This window comes from Pseudomonas sp. Tof1 (assembly GCF_055390395.1).
In genome coordinates this window covers 4,128,550-4,146,900 of record NZ_AP024344.1, presented here as the reverse complement: position 1 = coordinate 4,146,900, position 18,351 = coordinate 4,128,550, and the positions used below count along the sequence as shown (strand labels likewise).

Here is an 18,351-nt window from a genome sequence, read left to right as displayed (position 1 = left end):
GACGCCCCGTCCCCGGGTTCGATTTCAGGTATTTCTCAAGGTATTGATGGTCACTTATGAAAAAAACGAAGTTTCGCAAGACGGGTATCGGGCTGGCGCTGGTGCTGGTCGCAGGCCTGGTGTTCTATGCGGTGCAGGCGCCGGCAGAGCCGCCGCAGTACCTGATCGCCACGGTCGAGCGCAGCGATATCGAGAACACGGTGCTGGCGACCGGGGTGCTCGAAGGCATCCGCCAGGTCGATGTCGGCGCCCAGGTTTCCGGGCAGTTGAAATCCCTCAAGGTCAAGGTCGGCGACAAGGTCAGGCGCGGCCAGTGGTTGGCCGAGATCGACCCGCAGGTGCTGCAGAACACCCTGCGCCAGGCCCAGGTCGATGAGGAAAACCTGCAGGCGCAACGGCGCGCGACCCAGGCCCAGCTCAAGCAGACCAAGGCGGTCTACGAGCGTTACCTGGGGCTGCAGAGCGATGCGGCGATCTCCCGCCAGGATTTCGAGACCGCCGAATCCAACTATGAGGTGCAGCGCGCCAACCTGGGTGCCCTCGAGGCGCAGATCAAGAGTGCACAGGTGCAGATCGACACGGCCAAGATCAACCTGGCCTATACCCGCATCGTCGCGCCGATCGATGGCGACGTGGTGGGCATCGTCACCCAGGAAGGCCAGACCGTGATCGCCAACCAGCTGGCACCGGTACTGCTCAAGCTGGCTGACCTGGACACCATGACCGTCAAGGCCCAGGTCTCGGAAGCCGACGTGATCCATATCAGCCCCGGCCAGGAGGTGTACTTCACCATCCTCGGCGAGGCGGACAAGCGCTACTACGCCAAGCTGCGTGGCACCGAGCCGGCACCGCAGAACTTCGTGGAGACCCAGACCGCCGGCACGCCCAAGCAGAACACCGCGGTGTTCTACAACGCGCTGTTCGATGTGCCCAACCCCGACCATCGCCTGCGGATTTCCATGACCGCCCAGGTGCGTATCGTCCTCGACACCGCCAAGTCGGTGCTCACGGTGCCGGTCGCGGCCCTCGGCCCGCGCGACGCCGATGGCCGTTTCCCGGTTCGGGTGGTCGACGCCAAGGGCGTGGCCCATGAGCGCAAGGTGCGCACCGGGATCAACAACAACGTCAAGGTGCAGATCAGCGAAGGTCTGGCCGAAGGCGACAAGGTGGTGATCGGCGAACCGACGCCGGCGGTGGCGGGAGCCGGCCAATGACGCAGCCACTGCTGGAACTGCGCGGCATCAGCCGCAGCTTCATGGCCGGGGAACGTGAGTTCACCGCGCTGAAGAACATCGACCTGAGCATTCATGCCGGGGAAATGGTGGCGATTACCGGCGCCTCGGGTTCGGGCAAGTCGACCCTGATGAACATCCTCGGTTGCCTCGACTACGCCACCGCCGGCAGCTACAGGATCAACGGTCGCGAGACCCGCGACCTGGGCAGCGAAGAACTGGCCGAACTGCGCCGCGACTATTTCGGTTTCATCTTCCAGCGCTACCACCTGCTGCCGCACCTGAGCGCCATGCACAACGTCGAGATGCCGGCGATCTATGCCGGTACCGGCGAGTCCCGGCGCCATGGCCGGGCCCGCGAACTGCTCGGCCGCCTCGGCCTGGCCGCACACCTGGAGAATCGGCCGAGCCAGCTCTCCGGTGGCCAGCAGCAGCGGGTGAGTATCGCCCGGGCACTGATGAACGGCGGCGAGGTGATTCTTGCCGACGAACCCACCGGTGCGCTGGACACCCACAGCGGCAAGGAGGTGATGCAGATTCTCCAGGAACTGCATGCCGCCGGGCATACGGTAATCATCGTCACCCATGACCCCAAGGTGGCCGCCAACGCCGAGCGGATCATCGAGGTGCGCGATGGCGAGATCATCAGCGACCGGGCCAACGAGCGCCCCACCGACGAGACGGCGGGCACGCACAAGGCCACCCTGGCGTCCAAGAGCACAGGGCGCCTGGTGGCCGGCTTCGGGCTGTTCAAGGAGGCCTTCAACATGGCCTGGGTGGCGCTGATCTCGCACCGCATGCGCACGCTGCTGACCATGCTCGGCATCGTCATCGGCATCACCTCGGTGGTGTCGATCTCGGCCATCGGCGAGGGGGCCAAGCGTTATGTGCTCAAGGACATCCAGGCGATCGGCAGCAACACCATCGACATCTACCCGGGGACCAGTTTCGGCGACAGCCGGGCCAGCCGGATCGAGACCCTGGTGCCGGCCGATGTGCTCGCGCTGAGCCAGCTCTACTACGTCGACAGCGCCACGCCCATGGTCGGACGCAACATGCTCCTGCGCTACCAGAACGTCGATCTCGATGCCCAGGTCAACGGAGTCAGTGATCGCTACTTCCAGGTTCGTGGATTGAAGCTGGCGCAGGGCATTGCCTTCAGCGAAAGCGACGCCCGGCGCCAGGCCCAGGTGGTGGTGATCGACCACAACACGCGCAACCGCCTGTTCGGTCCGAATGTCGACCCGCTGGGCCAGGTGATCCTGCTGGACAACCTGCCCTGCACGGTGATCGGGGTCACGGCCGACAACAAGAACATCTTCACCTCCAGCAAGCAGTTGAACGTCTGGGTACCCTACGAGACCGCGGCGGGCCGCCTGCTCGGGCAACGCTACCTGGACAGCATCATGGTGCGGATCAAGGACGGGCAGCCGAGCAAGGTGGTCGAGGACAACGTGATCAAGCTGATGCAGCAGCGCCACGGCACCAAGGACTTCTTCACCAACAACCTCGACAACATCATGCAGACGGTGGACAAGACCAGCCGCTCGCTGGCGCTGCTGCTGTCGCTGATCGCGGTGATTTCCCTGGCGGTGGGCGGCATCGGCGTGATGAACATCATGCTGGTGTCGGTCACCGAGCGTACCCGCGAGATCGGCATCCGCATGGCGGTCGGTGCGCGCCAGTCGGACATTCGCCAGCAGTTCCTGGTGGAAGCGGTGATGGTCTGCCTGATTGGCGGGATGATCGGCATCTCGCTGTCATTCGGGATCGGCTACCTGTTCTCGCTGTTCATCAAGGAATGGCAGATGGTGTTCTCCCTGGGGGCGATCGCCACGGCGGTGATCTGTTCGACGCTGATCGGCATCGTGTTCGGCTTCGTACCGGCGCGCAACGCCTCGCGGCTCGACCCGATCGAGGCGCTGGCGCGCGATTGAGAGAGGCGGGGGGATCGCACGCTGCAATCCCCCGCCGGTCCACTGGCGGGAGACGGTTACACGGGCGCTGCCGGCACCACCGGCGCCGGCGCTTCCTCCGCCGCGTACATCCAGCGCATCAGCGAGTGGCGTCCGCTGATGCCCAGCTTGATGGACGCGCGCTTGAGGTAGCTCTCCACGGTATTGACCTTCAGCTGGAGCATTTCGGCCAGCACCGGTGCCGTGCGCCCGGACAGCAGGCCGACGCAGACGTCCGTTTCACGGTTGGACAGTGTCAGCCCCGACTGCGCCAGGCGGTCGACAAAACGCAGGCGCAAGGCCTGCAGCCCCTGCCTCTCCATGTCGTCGAGTTGGCCGGGCTGGCTGTCCAGCGGGGGCGACAGGGGTTGCAGGGCGCTGATGTGCTTTTCAACCATCGGCAGCAGCAGCGGGGAGAAGTCCTGCAGGATGCTCCTTTCCTGTGCGGAGAACTGCTGCGACTGGTTCGAACGGTACACCGAGAGGGTATAGCTGCAGTCATCCTTGCGCCGGGTCAGGTGCAGGGCCGATTCCTTGGCGTTGGACGCCGGGGAGATCGGTTCGCCATGGGTGATGACCTGGCTGCCGGCATGGGCCGATAGGGGGGTGGTTTGCGGGTGTATCGGCAGCTTGCGGATATGGGTGGCGTCGACTGACAACTGGGTGAGAATGAGGTCGTGCAACATCCGCGGAAAACGGCGACTGCCAGTGCTGGCGATGACCTTGCCAATTTGCGGGAAAAGCTGTTGTGAGTTCATCGATTCATCCATGAGTTTCAAAATCCGGAACATTCGCTTACCAGGAAACGAGCCTGGAGCAGCGGCCTTTACCATAGCCCAATTCCCAGTATTCCGCTCGGGAATACGCCCATGAAAATCGTTGATTTCATTTGTCCGGGCAGATCCCGTAGCGTGTCGCTCTCATTCCAAGGAGAGTCTGCCGTGAACGATGCCCGTCTGCGTTTGTATGTCGATGCCCAGTACACCAGTCCCTATGCCCTGTCGGTATTTGTCGCGCTGCGGGAAAAGGCCCTCGAATTCGATCTTCACCCCCTCGACCTGGACGCCCATGAGCAGCAGTCGCAGGCGTACGCCGGCTTGTCCCTGACCCAGCGGGTGCCGACCCTGGAGCAGGGTGGCTTCGCGCTCTCCGAGTCCTCGGCGATCACCGAGTACCTGGACGAACTGTTCCCGCAGGCACCGCTCTATCCACGCGATACCCAGCAGCGGGCCCGGGCGCGGCAGGTGCAGGCCTGGTTGCGCAGCGACCTGCAGGCGCTGCGCCAGGAGCGTTCGACCCTGGTGATCTTCTATGGGCGCAAGGCTGGCCCGTTGTCGGCCGCCGGCGAGGCGGCGGCGCGCAAGCTGATCGAGGCGGCGCAGGTTCTGCTGGGGGATGGCAGAGAGTACCTGTGCGGCCAATGGTCGATTGCCGATGTCGACCTGGCGCTGATGCTCAACCGGCTGATCCTCAATGGCGACCCGGTGCCCGCCGGGCTGGCCGACTATGCCCGCCGCCAGTGGCAGCACCCGGCGGTGCAGGCGTGGGTGGCGCTGGAACGTCCGGCCCTGGGGTGATACGGGGGCCTCCTGGCTCAACGGCTGGATGGCGCCAGCAGGGTTCTGACGACCTCGATCTCGGGGGCCACATGGCGGGCGCCTGGAAGCGCCAGCAAGGGGTGCTCCGGTCGGCTGGCAGCGGCACGGCCGACGATCAGCGTTTCGCCCCGCCATTGTCGGAACAGTTCGAACAGCGGTATCGATGCACAGGTCTTCGCTGAACGAAATGATGCTGCCGGATAACCGGTCGCCGTTTTTCAGCAGCAGCGTGTCGGCCAGTGCCGGCAGGGTTTCGTAGAGATAGAAAAAGATCACACCGATGCCGCAGAGCAACTTCAGCGGGCTGATCATGCTGGTGTCCTTGCCCCAGGCCGAGGCGGTAGCCAGCCACGCTCAGGGAGCGTGGCCTGGTGAGTGGCCGCGAGGCGATCAGGACAGCGCGATGCCGAGCCGGCCGACATACTCGGCCATCTTCGGATCATTTCTTATGCCTTCGAGGAACTCCTGATGGAGCTTTTCGTTCATCGAGCGGGAGTTGAGGGCGGCGTAGGTGGACTCCTCGTCGACAAGACCGTTTCGTTCGTACAGGGCATCCATGTGGGATTGCAGCAGGTTGAAGTATTCATCTCTTTCCCCAGACGAAAGATTCGAAAACTTTCCATCCATGAACATTGATGTTCCATCTGGCCGGGTTATGACTTGGATCGCGAATTCACCCGACCATCCTGGCATCGCACCCACAGGAACAGGCGGATCCATCGCATCGGACATCTCGGCGCCAGCGGCGCTGATGCTGACCGGGTCAGAAGTGTTTTTCGTATTGCCGGGAGTTTCCAGTGAGAAGCCTTTCTGGCCTTGTTCTTGATGTGTCACTGATTTGGCCGTGGATGGATTGTATGTAGAGAGTGATAAACGGCTGTTGATGTTCATGAGGGTACCTTGCGTAAGAGGTTTTGTGTTCTTTCGGTTTAGGTTGTGCGGTTTTAACTCCAGATGCGGTTTGGCGTCAGGATAAAGAGCGCCCTATCTGCCTGCCGTATTGGGCTGGCGATGGCGTCGCTCTCTCGGTTGCAAGAAAGTTGGTGCTGCTCTTTTGTAAGCGGATATTTAATATCTTTTGCTGGGACTTAATAACTGGCCGAATGGATGGGTTCTTTATTATTTTGAAGTAATAAAGGTTGTTCTGAGGTTGTGCGGGAATATGTGTGGGAAGTGGCTGTAGTCTTGATATTACAAAAGAAGGTTGCACACTGGACGCAGTGGAGGTTTGGCCTGTTTTCCAGGATTGAGGACCTATTCGCGGGCAAGCCCGGCTCCTACGGGAAGGTGTCGTAGGCAAGCTCCGTGAACGACGCCACCTTGGCGCCGGGCATGCTTGTCTTTGATCTACCGGCCCCGTTTCTGACAGGGCCGCGGCGAGAGCCTATGGAGGGGGCCGCCAGACCCGGAAGCAGCGGCCTTGTTGAAAGTCGCTCAAGCCCTGCGCGTGGAGCAATATTCCACAATCAGCCGAGTGACCGCCGCCACGATCGCCTGATCCGCTTCAGGTGAGGTGAACAGCCGAAATTGCACATCCGGCAAATCCGGCAGCCCCTGCTCGGCTCCAAGCACCGCCAGCCCTTGCCCTACCTGGCTGAGTGTCATGGGGGCGATTGCGAAGCCTGCGAGCGCCGCCGCCCGCAACCCGGCAGCGCTGCTGCATAACAGCGCCGTGCGTTGGGCGATGCCCGCCTGGGCCAGCCGCGTCAGTGCGGCCTCTCGATAAGGGCACGGCTCCGGGAACAGCGCCAGCGGCAACGGTGTCGGTAAGGCGGTGGCGGCCTGCGCTGGCCAAGCCCACACCAGTGGTTCCTGCCACAGCAGCAGCCCCGCTTCGCCGGTTTCGCACAGAGAACCGATGACCAGTTCCAGATGGCCTTGTTTCATCAGGCTCAGCAACGTGCCCGGAATGCCCACCTGCACATCGATCTCCAGGCCCGGGTACTGCGCCGCGAAATCCTGAAAGGTGCGCAATAACCGCGATTCGACAAAATCCTCGGACACCCCGATCCGCAGCCGTCCGTGAAACGGCGTACGCGTCAGTTCTGCCCAGGCATCACGGTTCAACACCAGGATCGTACGCGCATAGGAAACCAGGCGTTCGCCATCGGGAGTCAATTGCTGGGAGCGGGTGGTACGCGTCAACAGCGGTTTGCCAATCTGTTCTTCCAGCCGCCGCACGTGGCCACTGACTGCCGACTGCGTGAGGTGCAGCTTCTGGGCGGCACGGCTGAAACCTTCTTCATCGACGACCGTGACAAATGTCTTGAGCAGCAGCGTATCGAACATAGTTGTATTCGTGATGAATGTCGTATTTATTTACGATTTATATTTTAAATCAAGCTATGTTGCAATGCGCGTATCGGTTCTGTTCACCCCCAACCCCCGAGGCGCGCCATGACGACTCTTCTGCATATTGAATGTTCTCCCCGCAAGCAACGTTCGGCTTCCCTTGAGGTGGCCCGCAGGTTCATTGCGCGTTATCAGGAACATGCCCCGGATACCGAACTCATCACGCTCGACCTTTGGCAGATGGCGTTACCGGAGTTCGACGACCTGGCCATGCAGGCCAAATACGCCGGGCTCAGTGGCACGCCCTTGACCCCCGCGCAACAGGACGCCTGGGACACCTTGAAAGCGTTGGCCAGTCACCTGCACCGCGCGGATGTGCTGGTGATGTCCGTGCCGCTGTGGAATTTCAGTATCCCGTACAAACTCAAGCACTTCATCGACCTGGTGTCGCAGAAAGACATCCTGTTCAGTTTTGACGCGGAGCGCGGCCTGCAAGGCATGCTGTTCAACAAGACCGCTGTGGTGATGTACGCCCGAGGCCTGGATTTTTCGGCGCAGTCGATCACGCCGGCCACACGCTTCGATTTTCAGAAGCCTTATGTGGAAGCCTGGCTGAAGTTTGTCGGCGTGATGGATGTGCATTCGGTGATTGTGGAGAAAACCATCCTGGGCGAAGAGGTTGATCGCAGCGCACGCGAAGCCGCGGTCCAGCAGGCCAGGGGTTTGGCAGACAGTCTGTGTCGCTGACGTTTCAGGAGCTTGATGGGCTTCAATTGAAAAAATCCCACTAGGCTGTGTACGAAATTGTTTGAAACGCAGGTTAGGCAAGGCAAAAACCGGCGAGGAAGCGCAGTTGACTGGTTGTCAATGAGCATTCCGAGCCGGTTTTTAACGCCGCATAACCAAGTTTCAAGCGATTTCGTACATAGCCTAGACTCTTTCGTGCGCCTTAACCCGTGCATCCATCTTGTGTCGGACGATTCGTCTGTTGTGACCGGTACGGCTGCGCCGGTCGGTGGTGGCGCCTCGATTGCGCGTATGTGAACCCGTTGGCGGCATCCCGTTGTTCAAGACTCGGTGCCGTCCTGTCTACTTCACCCACGAAAAAGGAGTCACCGATGGACCTGAATCTGAAAGGCAAACTCGCGCTGGTCAGCGGGAGCACGGCCGGCATTGGCCTGGCGATCGCCAGCACGTTGGCGCAGGAGGGCGCCCGTGTCATCGTCAACGGCCGCTCCCAGTCGTCTGTGGACGATGTGGTTGCGCAACTGAAAGCGCAGACCGGTGGCGATGTGCAGGGGTTCGCGGGCGATCTGAGCACGGCCGCCGCAGCCGAAGAGGTCGCACGACGCTATCCGCAGGTGGACATTCTGGTCAACAACCTGGGCATCTTCGAGCCCAAGCTGTTTGAAGAGATCCCTGACGCGGACTGGCAACGTTTCTTCGATGTCAACGTGCTGAGTGGTGTACGCCTGGCTCGCCTGTTTCTGCCGGCGATGAGGCGGGCCGACTGGGGGCGTATTATTTTCATCTCGAGCGAAAGCGGGGTGCAGATTCCGGTCGAAATGATCCACTACGGGGTGACGAAAACGGCGCAGCTTGCCGTCTCGCGTGGCTTGGCCGAGGCCGTTGCCGGCACGGGCATTACCGTCAACAGCGTCCTGCCGGGGCCGACGAAATCGCGCGGAGTGGGCGAATTCGTCGAGACCCTTGCCAAAGCCGAGGGGCAATCGTTCGAAGCGTTCGAAAAGGCCTTTTTCGAGAAGGTTCGCCCCACCTCGCTCATCAAGCGATTTGGCTCACCGCAGGAGATTGCCTCCCTCGTGGCCTATCTGGCCAGTCCGCTTTCGTCGGCCACGACGGGCGCTGCGTTGCGAGCCGATGGGGGCGTGATAAAGAGCGCTTTCTAGACCCACGCCGGCGTTGAGCCGGCGTCTTGCTCCTTGGCTTCGGGACGAGGCGGGCCACGGACTGTTACCCAACCGCCAACCTGCACACTCGCGGTGCACTCCGTGAGCCATTCGGTAGCACTCACCTCTGTTCCCCCTCAACCGTCCATCTCCCATTTGCGAAGCTCTTTCCCTTCCCTATCAGTCCCTTAAACCTCCGCCCTGCAACCTGGCACACAGTTTGCTGTTTTACATCCATGGATAATTGGATACAAAAATACAAAAGGTGCCGTCATGCAATTCGCTCCCGCCTATGTAGACCGTCAGCCCCAGACCGCCGAGGAGGAGGCCTACAACTTCCTGCTGCAGGCCATCTGTAACGGCCGCTACCGCCAGGGTGACCGCCTGATTGCCGAGGACATCGCCACGGAAATCGGCATGAGCCGCATGCCGGTGCGCGAGGCCTTTCGCCGCCTCGATGCCCAGGGCCTGGTGACCCTGCGCCCCAACCGCGGCGCGGTGGTCAGTGGCCTGGATATCGATGAGCTGCATGAGGTATTCGAGATGCGCAGCGCCCTTGAGGGCCTGGCGGTGCGGATCGCTGTCGGCCGTATCGGCGAGCGTCAACTGGCGGCGCTGGAGCGCATGCTCGACGAGATGGACGACTATCGCGATGACGGTGCGCAGTGGGTCAGTCGCCATCGCGCTTTCCACGAACATTTGTGCAGCTTCAGTGGTCGCCCGCGGCTGATGAAGCAGATTTTCGCGCTGTACTCGCTGATCGAGGCGCCCATGCGCCTGTGGCTGCAGCACGGCGAGAAACCCCTCAGCGCCCGCGATGAACACGCGGTGATTCTCGATGCGATCCGCTCCGGTGATGCGGCGAAGGTCGAAGCCGTGGTTCGCGAGCACATCGAGGGCACCGTGCCGGCGCTGATCCAGTTCCTGCAATCGGAAAAATAGAGGCGGGTCCGAACCCGCCCGTGTGTTGACTTTGAATCCTGCCGTTTTCCAACGAAGTGGAGTGTCTGGTCATGCATTTACGCCGTGCCTTGCTGCTGGCTGTTTCCCTCGGGCTGTCCGCGCAATGGGCCGCCGCCGCGCCCCAGGTGCCGGAGCGCCTGAAGTCGGTCGAAAAACTCACTTATTGCTCGGGGATGGATTCGCCACCCCTGGTGTCCTTCGACGAAGCGCAGAAGCCCCGCGGGCTGACCGTCGACCTCGGCCTGGAGATCGCCAGGCGCCTGGGCAATAAACCGGTGCAGTGGCGGGTGATTCCGTTCTCCGGCCTGGTGCCGGCGCTGCTCGCCGGGCAGTGCGACATGATCGTCGACCAACTGTTCGACAAGCCCGAACGGCGCCAGGTGATCGATATCGTCAACTACATGTACTCCAGCCAGGCGGTGGTGGTACCCAAGGGCAATCCCAAGGGGCTCAAGACCCTGGACAGCCTGTCCGGGCACAAGGTTGCGGTGCTCAACGGTTCCACCATCAAGACCCTGCTCGACGCCCAGAACGACAGCCTGACCAAGGCCGGCAAGGCGCCCATGAAGGTGGTGGTCTACAACACCGACACCGACGCCTTCCAGGCCCTGCGCATCAACCAGGTGGATGCCTACGGCACCACGGTCGAGACCGCCGGCTACTACGCCGCGATGGCGCCGGACCTGTTCGAGGAGGGCGTGCCGGCCTTCAGCCGCATCCTTACCGGCCTGGGCATCCGCAAGGACGACGCGCAACTGAGCGCCGCGGTGCAGCAGATCGTCAACGACATGCGCAGCGATGGCAGCTACGCCAAATTGCTGGGCACCTGGCATGTCAGCAGCGACACCCTCGACTGAGGAACAGCATCGATGAACTTCAACTGGGATGTGTTCTGGCAGTACCTGTTGCAGCCCAGCGGGGTGTACCTCACGGGGCTGTGGCTGACCTGCCTGATCGCCGTGCTGGCCATGCTGCTGGGCTGCGTGCTGGGTCTGGCGGCGGCGCTGATGCGCCTGTCCGGCAACCCGCTGCTGCAATGGCCGGTACGCTTTTACGTGTGGCTGATGCGCGGCACGCCGTTGCTGGTGCAGATCGTCTTTCTCTACACGGCACTGGCTGCGGGGGGCGTCTTTCGTTTCGAGGATATCTCGCTGTTCGGCCTGGTGGTGCCCGGCAATATCCAGGCGGCGATCATCGCCCTGGGCCTGAATGAAGGCGCCTACATGGCCGAGATCATCCGCGCCGGCATCGGCGCGGTGGACAAGGGCCAGTACGAGGCCGGGCGGTCCCTGGGCATGACCTTCGGCAAGCTGATGCGCCGCATCGTGTTGCCCCAGGCCTTTCGGGTGATCGTGCCGCCGATCGGCAACGAGTTCAACGTGATGCTGAAGAACACCACCCTGGTCAGCGTGATCGGCGTGCAGGAGCTGTTGCTGAGCACGCAGATGGTCACTTCGGCGACCTTCCGCGTGTTCGAGCTGTACCTGGTGGTGGCCGTCTACTTCCTGCTGCTGACGACCTTGTGGGGCTTCTTCCAGCGCTGGCTGGAAAGCCGTTCCGGTCGCTCCGACCGGCCGGACTCGTCGCCACCGGCCGCCAGCCGGATGTTCGGCCGCGGCTCCCTGAAACTGCTGAGAGGACGTTGAGCATGGCGCACAAAAGCGAAGAGCTGGTGATCGAGGCGCTGGACATTCACAAGTCCTTTGGCAATCTGCCGATTCTCAAGGGCGTGTCGCTGCAGGTCCGGCGCGGTGAAGTGGTGGTGCTGATCGGCGCCTCGGGCTCGGGCAAGACCACCTTCATCCGCTGCATCAACCTGCTCGAAGACATCCAGGGCGGACGCATCCGCGTCAACGGCCATGCCATGGGCTATCGCGAGCGTCCCGACGGCAGCCGGGTGCGCGACTCCGAGCGCAATATCGCTCGCCAGCGCCGGGACATCGGCATGGTCTTCCAGCGCTTCAACCTGTTCCCGCACATGACCGCGCTGGAAAACATCATCGAGGCGCCGATCCAGGTGCTCGGCGTGCCCAAGGCCGAGGCCCTGGAGCAGGCCAGGCAACTGCTGGCCCGGGTCGGCCTGGCGGACAAGGGCGGGCATTACCCGTCGATGCTTTCCGGGGGCCAGCAACAGCGGGTGGCGATTGCACGGGCCCTGGCGATGAAACCCCAGGCGATGCTCTTCGACGAGCCCACCAGCGCCCTCGATCCGGAAATCGTCGGCGAGGTGCTGCAGGTGATGAAGGAGCTGGCCGAGGAGGGCATGACCATGGTCGTGGTCACTCATGAAATGGGTTTTGCCCGGGAAGTCGCCGACCGCGTGGTGGTGCTCGACCAGGGCGAACTGATCGAGCAGGGCCCGCCGGAACAGATCTTCAACCATCCGACCCATGCCCGTACCCGGGCCTTTCTCAGCCGCGTGCTCTGAGTCTGTTCGTCGAATTTGTCCGCGGTGCGTTGCCGCGGCCCATGAATGCCCCTATTTCAAGAGCCTTTGTCATGTTGAATCTCTCTGCCCATGAATATCCCTATCCGTCGCAGCGCCAGAGCGTCTTCGCCCGCCGAGGCATGGTTGCCGCCTCCCAGCCTTTGGCAGCCCAGGCTGGCATTGAAATGCTGCACAAGGGTGGCAATGCGATTGATGCCGCAATCGCCACGGCTGCTGCACTGACCGTGGTCGAACCGACGGGCTGCGGGATTGGCGGCGATGCCTTCGCCCTGGTCTGGACCCGGGGTCAACTGCATGGTCTCAACGCGAACGGCCAGGCGCCTGCCGCGCTCGACAGGGCGTCGGTCAAGGCGGCCGGCCACGCCGAGATGCCGCTCTACGGCTGGACCCCGGTCACCGTCCCCGGCTGCCCCTCGGCCTGGGCGCAGTTGTCGCAGCGCTTCGGCAAGCTGCCGTTTGCCGAGCTGCTGCAACCGGCCATCAGCCTGGCCCGCGACGGCTTTCCGGTGTCGCCGGTGGTCGCCCATCAATGGCAGATCGCGCTGAACGAATTCACCCCGCACCGCGACGGCGTGCTGCAGGCCTGGTTCGACACCTTCCTGATCGACGGCCGCGCCCCCAGGGCCGGTGAGCTGTTCAGCAATCCGGCCCAGGCCGATACCCTGGCGGAACTGGCCGCCACCCGCTGTGAAAGCTTCTACCGCGGGCCGCTGGCCCAGCGCCTCGACGCCCACTCACGCGCCACCGGCGGCTACCTGCGCGCCAGTGACCTGGACGGTTACCGCGCTCAGTGGGTCGACCCGATCCATATCAACTACCGGGGCGTCGACGTCTGGGAAATCCCGCCCAGTGGTCAGGGCCTGGTGGCGCTGATGGCGCTGAAGATCCTCGAAGGCTTCGACTTCGACCATCGCGACAGTCAGCAGACCTGGCACCGGCAGTTGGAGGCGATGAAGCTTGCCTACAGCGACGGCCTGCACTACATCACCGACCCGCAGCACATGCGCGTGGCGGTGCAGCAATTGCTCAGCGACGACTATGCCCGGCGCCGGCGCGGACAGATCACCGAACGGGCCCAGTCGCCCAAACCGGGCGACCCTCATGCCAGCGGCACGGTCTACCTGGCGACAGCGGATGCCGAGGGCAACATGGTCTCGTTCATCCAGAGCAACTATCACGGCTTCGGCTCGGGGGTGGTGCTGCCGGACAGCGGGATCGCCCTGCAGAACCGCGGGCAGGAGTTCAGCCTCGACCCCGCGCACGCGAACTGCCTGGTACCGGGCAAGAAAACCTTTCACACCATCATTCCCGGATTCCTCACCAGGAACGGGCAGGCGCTGGGACCGTTTGGCGTGATGGGCGGCTACATGCAGCCGCAGGGGCATGTGCAGATGGTGATGAACCTGGTGGACTTCGGGCTCAATCCGCAGGCGGCCCTGGATGCTCCACGCTGGCAGTGGCTGGGCGGTAACAAGGTCGGGATCGAGCAGGGCGCGTCGCGGGATCTGATCAATGCCCTGGCGCGCCGGGGGCATGAGGTGGTGGTGGCCAGTGACCTGACCGACTATGGGCGCGGGCAGATCATCTTGCGCGACCCGGTGAGCGGAGTGCTGTGGGGCGGGACGGAGCCGCGGGCGGATTCGGTGGTGGGGGTTTGGTAGAGGCGTCCTCGTTGCCATGGTTCGGGGCATCGTCTGCAGTCTTGCGCCTGGCCATGGGCAACCCCCAGGACCTCATCCTGGGCAGCAGCCATCAGCCGATCGGGAGCGCAAGCCAGCAGATCCCGGGGGCGCTTGCCACCGAGCATGCTGTTGTCGGAGCGGAACCAGTAGGCCATACCCCAGCTGTCCTTATGACCGGCAAACACCTCGAAATACGGCCCGCACAGGGCTGCTTGAGTGGCTGGTCAGCGTTTGCAGCCAAGCCATCAGGCGATGTAGGCGACGGGCGGTAGCAAACCCCTTCGGAAAAAATTCGACAGAGTAATGGCGCTTGGCTATACCCAATCGGCGGGTTGAGCCTTCGCCCCTCGAGGCCGCTTTCAGGCACGTCAGTGTGGGGAGAAATCTTCCTGATCACCAAGCATTTCAGCGTCAAGCAATCGAGCTCTTCAATCGCAACGGTTCCCTGCCAACCGTGCCGGGAATCTGGTTCGTAGCCCCAGGCCATGGAGGCCAATGATGCGTTTGCCAATGACCCGTGTGGACTCGCTCCACTTATTGCCGAATCTGCCAAAAACCGACCGACACCTGCCTGGTGTGCTGGCTGAGCGACACCCCGTCCCCCTGTCCCCTAGATCGGCATGCGTTACTTGCCGTGAGGCTGCGTCGCTAAGCCGCTGCCTTCGCGGATGTCGTGATGACTTCAACTATCACTCGTTCAAAGTGTGAGGACTTCTTATGGCTGTCAAAAATGATTTTCTCGTTCGAAACAATCTGAGTGACACAGGGAAACTGCCGCGTTCGGGGAGCTGGACCGGAAGCCCGGATATTCTGGTCGCCGGCCAGAGTGCCTTGTCGACTCAGGAGATGATTTCCAAGTACGGCCAGGCTTTCGACCAGGACGTGAAGGAGTATTTCACCAACAACTTTTATGTCCGGGCAAAGAACGTCAGCGCTGCAAAAGCCACGCAGAACGTGTACCTGTTCCGGGTGCCGCAGAATCTGTTCCTGGCACCGAACGTCTGGTACAACGAAGACAACCTGATGGTCTACACCTCCGTTGTCCCCGACCCCAACGATCCGACCAAAACCATAGAAGTCCGACAGGACTACCAGACCCTCAGCGCCGCCCCCAACGAGATCGTCGCCACCAATGCCTTCACCTGGAAGCCGCAGACCACCGAACATCATTGCCTGGTCGCGGTGATTGCCGACAGCTTCGATGCGGTCAACGCGCAGTTTCCCTCCGGCGTCAATTCCAGCGTCGACCAGTATGCGGCGTGGATCTATGCCAACCGCAACCTGGGCTGGCACAACGTGAACATCCAGGCGGTCACGGCCTCGGATGTCTATGAGCAGCAGATCAGCCTGAACCAGACCTGGGACGATGCCTTGTTCACCTGCTCGATCCAGGTCACCAATGTTCCGGTGGGGGCGGTGGTGGGGTTCACCTCGAACAACAACACCAAATGGGGCGACTCCATCGCGGTAGGAGACACCACCGTTCCGGAGAAACCGGGGGCCAAGGACCCGAACATCAACCCCAACTTTGTCGTCGGCACCAATGTGAAGATCCAGGGCGGCTATGCCGGGAAAGTCACCTTCTATATCAATTTCAAGGGCAAGCCCAAGCCGGCGAACTTCTCCATGCAGTTCGTGGTCACCAACGCCCCTGAACTGTCTGCCGCCGCGCGCGCCAGCGTGAGCCATCTGCTGGAGCAGGACTCGAATCTGGAAAATCACTACCGGCGTTGCAACTTCGATGAGCACAGCATTTTCGTGGACCCGAAAAACGGTGAGCACTACCTGGGCTATGAGGGCTACAGGACGCTTTTGAGCGTACAGCCGACGCTGGTGACCATCGTCGGCTCCAACGGTGTCATTCCCAACGGCGGTTTCCGCTAGGGCTCAGGTCAATCCAAGGAGGAATGCAAAATGTCCAATGACTACAACTGGCTGTTCATCCGCAACAACCTGGCCCAGACCGCGCCGGGCAAGACACCGCCGACCGATGAGTCGCCCGATTTGATCACTCGCCTTACGCCTGCCAGTGCTGCCGATCTCAGCAGTTTCGTCGAGTGCTACGACCAGAAGTTCTCGCAGGATGTCGACTACCACGCTACCAACTACGTTTATGTCCGGGCCAGGAACCTGGGCAAGGATACGACCAAAACCGCAGTGGGCAGTGTTCAACTGTGGTACTGCAGCGCCAATAACATCAACAGCAAGCCACAGTGGGTCCGGTTGAATACACAGGACCAGAGCAACGTGGTCACCATCAGTGCGCCGGGGCAGGGGGTTGCCGTCACAGAGACGCCTTTTCTGTTCAGCAACGTCTCGCCACCGGCGCAGGGCGCGCCCTACAACCTGATCGCCTTCATCACCGATGCCAACCATCCCGCACCTTCAGGCAGCGCGTTCGTGCCGCTGCAAGAGGCAATCGTGGAAGCCGGCAACGCGGCCTACGTGGCCCTGGCGGTTCCGCCCAAGCCTCCGACTCCCGCCACGGGCTTCGGCTGGTCCAGCACGGTGGCCTTGAACAATGCCCATTCCGTGGATGTGTCCGTGACCCTATCGGCTTCCAGGTTCGATCCGGGTGCCGAAATGTATTTCATATTCGACAAGCCCGATGCCAATGGCGAGGTCATTTCGATCGGCAAGGTGCCGGTGGTCAGCGGTCAGGTCTACAGCACCAACGTGACCTTGCCGGCCAACTACGTCAGCCAGGTGACGGTCTTCTACAACGCCAAGGTGCCTGCCGGTGGACAGCTCGCTTCTGACTTCCAGCTGCAGGTGATTCAGCTTCCACCCCAGCAGGGGGGGGGACTATCCAGCCATCGAAGCTGCTCGAACAGTTCAAGGTGTCGCTGACTCAGGTCCTTTCGGTTGCCAAGTAAGGTCTGGCTCAACGCGGGAGGCCACGCAGGTGGTCTCCCGCCACAGCACTTCCCTCGACGAGCGGCCCGGAGTTCCCATGGCGATATCCTTGAAGGTGAAAAGCAACTATGGCGGCAACCTGGTCAGCCAGAAGTATCAGCCGGTCGAAACGCCGGCGTTGGAGGTGGCCGACAAGGACGATTGCCTGGCCCTGGCCAATGAGCGCATCAATGTACTGAGTGAGTTTTGCAAGCTGCCCAGGGTGCTGGATTTTTTTACCGGTGGCACCGCTGCGGCGATCCTGCACGCAGAAGACCAAGCAACCTCCCTGCCGCCCCTGGTGGTCATTTCAAGCAATCGCAGCAGTTGGATCGCCTGCGGCTTTGCACGCGGTGCCGATCGCTTGAGCGAACTGGGGCTGAACGAATTCACCGATGTCACCGACCTTCGTGCACTGGACCCCAGACCCGGGCCTGATACTCGCCCGGTCCCGGCCTGGTATTACCCCCGCGGGTCAACAGCCCGGGCCGACGCATCTACGTCATGGTTCACGTTCTTGAATACAAGAAGTACCGCAAGGCATTGGGAGCCGTCCCCAACCTGCATGTCATCGGCTGGTCGTTTCATGCCGATGGCACTGATTGGTGGCTGAGCGGCGACTACCCCTATGTCGGTTTCGGCGCCAGCCGCTATGCGGCCATCGAGTTCTGCAAATGGCTGCGCCGCAACTCCAACCACCGCTGGGACTATGCCTGGCTCGTGGATGACAACGTTTACTACCTCAACAGTTTTCGTGGCCTGGCGGAAGCCGAGGCGGCAATGCTGGCGCGAGGCTATGTCGGCCTGGGTTTTGGCAGTGAAACGGCAACGGACACCACCGATGCCATTCTTGCCGATCGCAAGGCCAAGCGCCGTTTCGTGAGCAACCCGGGTGGCACCTACGCAGGTTCCACATTCAGGAAGGACCGGGTCCTGCAGCAGGCCGTGCTGTGGAATATCGACTGGTTGGACCAGCATAACCTGAACTTCAGTCCGTATTTCATCGCCTCGGCCGAAGACACCAGCATCACCAACTACCTGGACACCCACGGACATGCCTTCGGTATCACCACCGAGTCGACGATCCTCAAACAGACCAACAGTTATTTCGATGACGACAAGCTGGGCAAGACCCTCAACAGCATCCGTTACAACTATGAGCGTTGGTATGCGATTACCGAGGGCGCCAGGCGCGTGATCAACAAGGAGGGGGCTGCCACACCGGTCCCGCTCAAGGACTTGATCGTCAACAGTGTCTTTCCGGTTTCACTGATCAAGGACCAGGCCACAAAGAATGAAGCGCGCAATCGTGCCATTTGCCAGCCACGGAGTCGATCCTTGCCGTCGGTGTGAAGCACGACGGTTTTACGCCCGA

17 protein-coding genes are annotated in these 18,351 nt (G+C 61.9%); 14 read left to right on the top strand and 3 right to left on the bottom strand.

What is annotated here, in order from left to right; translation table 11 throughout:
* Positions 1-56: 56 nt before the first annotated feature.
* Both macA and ACZ5KU_RS18795 read left to right on the top strand, forming a co-directional pair.
* Complete coding sequence (macA, locus tag ACZ5KU_RS18800) at positions 57-1,214, top strand: macrolide transporter subunit MacA (RefSeq protein WP_054064278.1); 1,158 nt, start codon at positions 57-59, stop codon at positions 1,212-1,214.
* Positions 1,211-3,169 (top strand): MacB family efflux pump subunit, encoded by a 1,959-nt coding sequence (locus ACZ5KU_RS18795; RefSeq protein ID WP_054064277.1) that lies wholly within the window; start codon positions 1,211-1,213, stop codon positions 3,167-3,169. The genes macA and ACZ5KU_RS18795 overlap by 4 nt, the downstream gene beginning before the upstream one ends.
* 56 nt (positions 3,170-3,225) lie before the next feature.
* On the opposite strand, the gene ACZ5KU_RS18790 is transcribed toward ACZ5KU_RS18795, so the two are convergent.
* A complete protein-coding gene (locus ACZ5KU_RS18790) occupies positions 3,226-3,945 on the bottom strand; it encodes a helix-turn-helix transcriptional regulator (RefSeq protein ID WP_464735996.1) in 720 nt (239 codons plus the stop codon).
* 183 nt (positions 3,946-4,128) lie between these two features.
* On the opposite strand from ACZ5KU_RS18790, the gene yfcF reads away from it, so the two are divergent.
* A complete protein-coding gene (yfcF, locus tag ACZ5KU_RS18785) occupies positions 4,129-4,764 on the top strand; it encodes a glutathione transferase (RefSeq protein ID WP_464735995.1) in 636 nt (211 codons plus the stop codon).
* A 411-nt stretch (positions 4,765-5,175) separates the two neighbouring features.
* On the opposite strand, the gene ACZ5KU_RS18780 is transcribed toward yfcF, so the two are convergent.
* Both ACZ5KU_RS18780 and ACZ5KU_RS18775 read right to left on the bottom strand, forming a co-directional pair.
* Positions 5,176-5,676 carry a hypothetical protein gene (locus tag ACZ5KU_RS18780; RefSeq protein WP_054060647.1) on the bottom strand — a complete coding sequence of 167 codons (501 nt, stop codon included), beginning with the start codon at positions 5,674-5,676 and terminating at the stop codon, positions 5,176-5,178.
* 543 nt (positions 5,677-6,219) lie between these two features.
* Positions 6,220-7,074 (bottom strand): LysR family transcriptional regulator, encoded by an 855-nt coding sequence (locus tag ACZ5KU_RS18775; protein WP_054060648.1) that lies wholly within the window; start codon positions 7,072-7,074, stop codon positions 6,220-6,222.
* A 108-nt stretch (positions 7,075-7,182) separates the two neighbouring features.
* Here ACZ5KU_RS18775 and ACZ5KU_RS18770 point away from each other — a divergent pair, with 108 nt between their 5' ends.
* The 11 genes from ACZ5KU_RS18770 (at position 7,183) to ACZ5KU_RS18720 (ending at position 18,329) form a co-directional block, all read left to right on the top strand.
* Positions 7,183-7,824, top strand: coding sequence for an FMN-dependent NADH-azoreductase (locus ACZ5KU_RS18770; RefSeq protein ID WP_054064275.1), 642 nt, complete (start codon positions 7,183-7,185; stop codon positions 7,822-7,824).
* A gap of 371 nt (positions 7,825-8,195) precedes the next feature.
* Positions 8,196-8,987 (top strand): SDR family NAD(P)-dependent oxidoreductase, encoded by a 792-nt coding sequence (locus ACZ5KU_RS18765; RefSeq protein ID WP_054064274.1) that lies wholly within the window; start codon positions 8,196-8,198, stop codon positions 8,985-8,987.
* A 273-nt stretch (positions 8,988-9,260) separates the two neighbouring features.
* On the top strand, positions 9,261-9,929 hold the full coding sequence (locus ACZ5KU_RS18760; protein WP_054060653.1) for a GntR family transcriptional regulator: 669 nt from the start codon (positions 9,261-9,263) through the stop codon (positions 9,927-9,929).
* A gap of 71 nt (positions 9,930-10,000) precedes the next feature.
* Entirely contained in the window at positions 10,001-10,807 is an 807-nt protein-coding gene (locus ACZ5KU_RS18755) for an ABC transporter substrate-binding protein (RefSeq protein WP_054060652.1), read from the top strand.
* Between the two features lie 12 nt (positions 10,808-10,819).
* Complete coding sequence (locus tag ACZ5KU_RS18750) at positions 10,820-11,596, top strand: amino acid ABC transporter permease (RefSeq protein ID WP_054060651.1); 777 nt, start codon at positions 10,820-10,822, stop codon at positions 11,594-11,596.
* 2 nt (positions 11,597-11,598) lie between these two features.
* Positions 11,599-12,378, top strand: coding sequence for an amino acid ABC transporter ATP-binding protein (locus ACZ5KU_RS18745; protein WP_054064272.1), 780 nt, complete (start codon positions 11,599-11,601; stop codon positions 12,376-12,378).
* Between the two features lie 71 nt (positions 12,379-12,449).
* Positions 12,450-14,060 (top strand): gamma-glutamyltransferase family protein, encoded by a 1,611-nt coding sequence (locus ACZ5KU_RS18740; RefSeq protein ID WP_273820921.1) that lies wholly within the window; start codon positions 12,450-12,452, stop codon positions 14,058-14,060.
* An 867-nt stretch (positions 14,061-14,927) separates the two neighbouring features.
* Positions 14,928-15,965: a hypothetical protein gene (locus tag ACZ5KU_RS18735; RefSeq protein WP_054057641.1), complete on the top strand. Its 1,038-nt coding sequence runs from the start codon at positions 14,928-14,930 to the stop codon at positions 15,963-15,965.
* A 30-nt stretch (positions 15,966-15,995) separates the two neighbouring features.
* Positions 15,996-16,931: a hypothetical protein gene (locus ACZ5KU_RS18730; protein WP_464735994.1), complete on the top strand. Its 936-nt coding sequence runs from the start codon at positions 15,996-15,998 to the stop codon at positions 16,929-16,931.
* Positions 16,932-17,034: 103 nt separating this feature from the next.
* Positions 17,035-17,589 carry a hypothetical protein gene (locus tag ACZ5KU_RS18725; protein WP_464735993.1) on the top strand — a complete coding sequence of 185 codons (555 nt, stop codon included), beginning with the start codon at positions 17,035-17,037 and terminating at the stop codon, positions 17,587-17,589.
* Positions 17,481-18,329: a hypothetical protein gene (locus ACZ5KU_RS18720; protein WP_464735992.1), complete on the top strand. Its 849-nt coding sequence runs from the start codon at positions 17,481-17,483 to the stop codon at positions 18,327-18,329. Before ACZ5KU_RS18725 ends, ACZ5KU_RS18720 begins: the two co-directional genes overlap by 109 nt.
* The last annotated feature ends 22 nt before the right edge of the window (positions 18,330-18,351 follow it).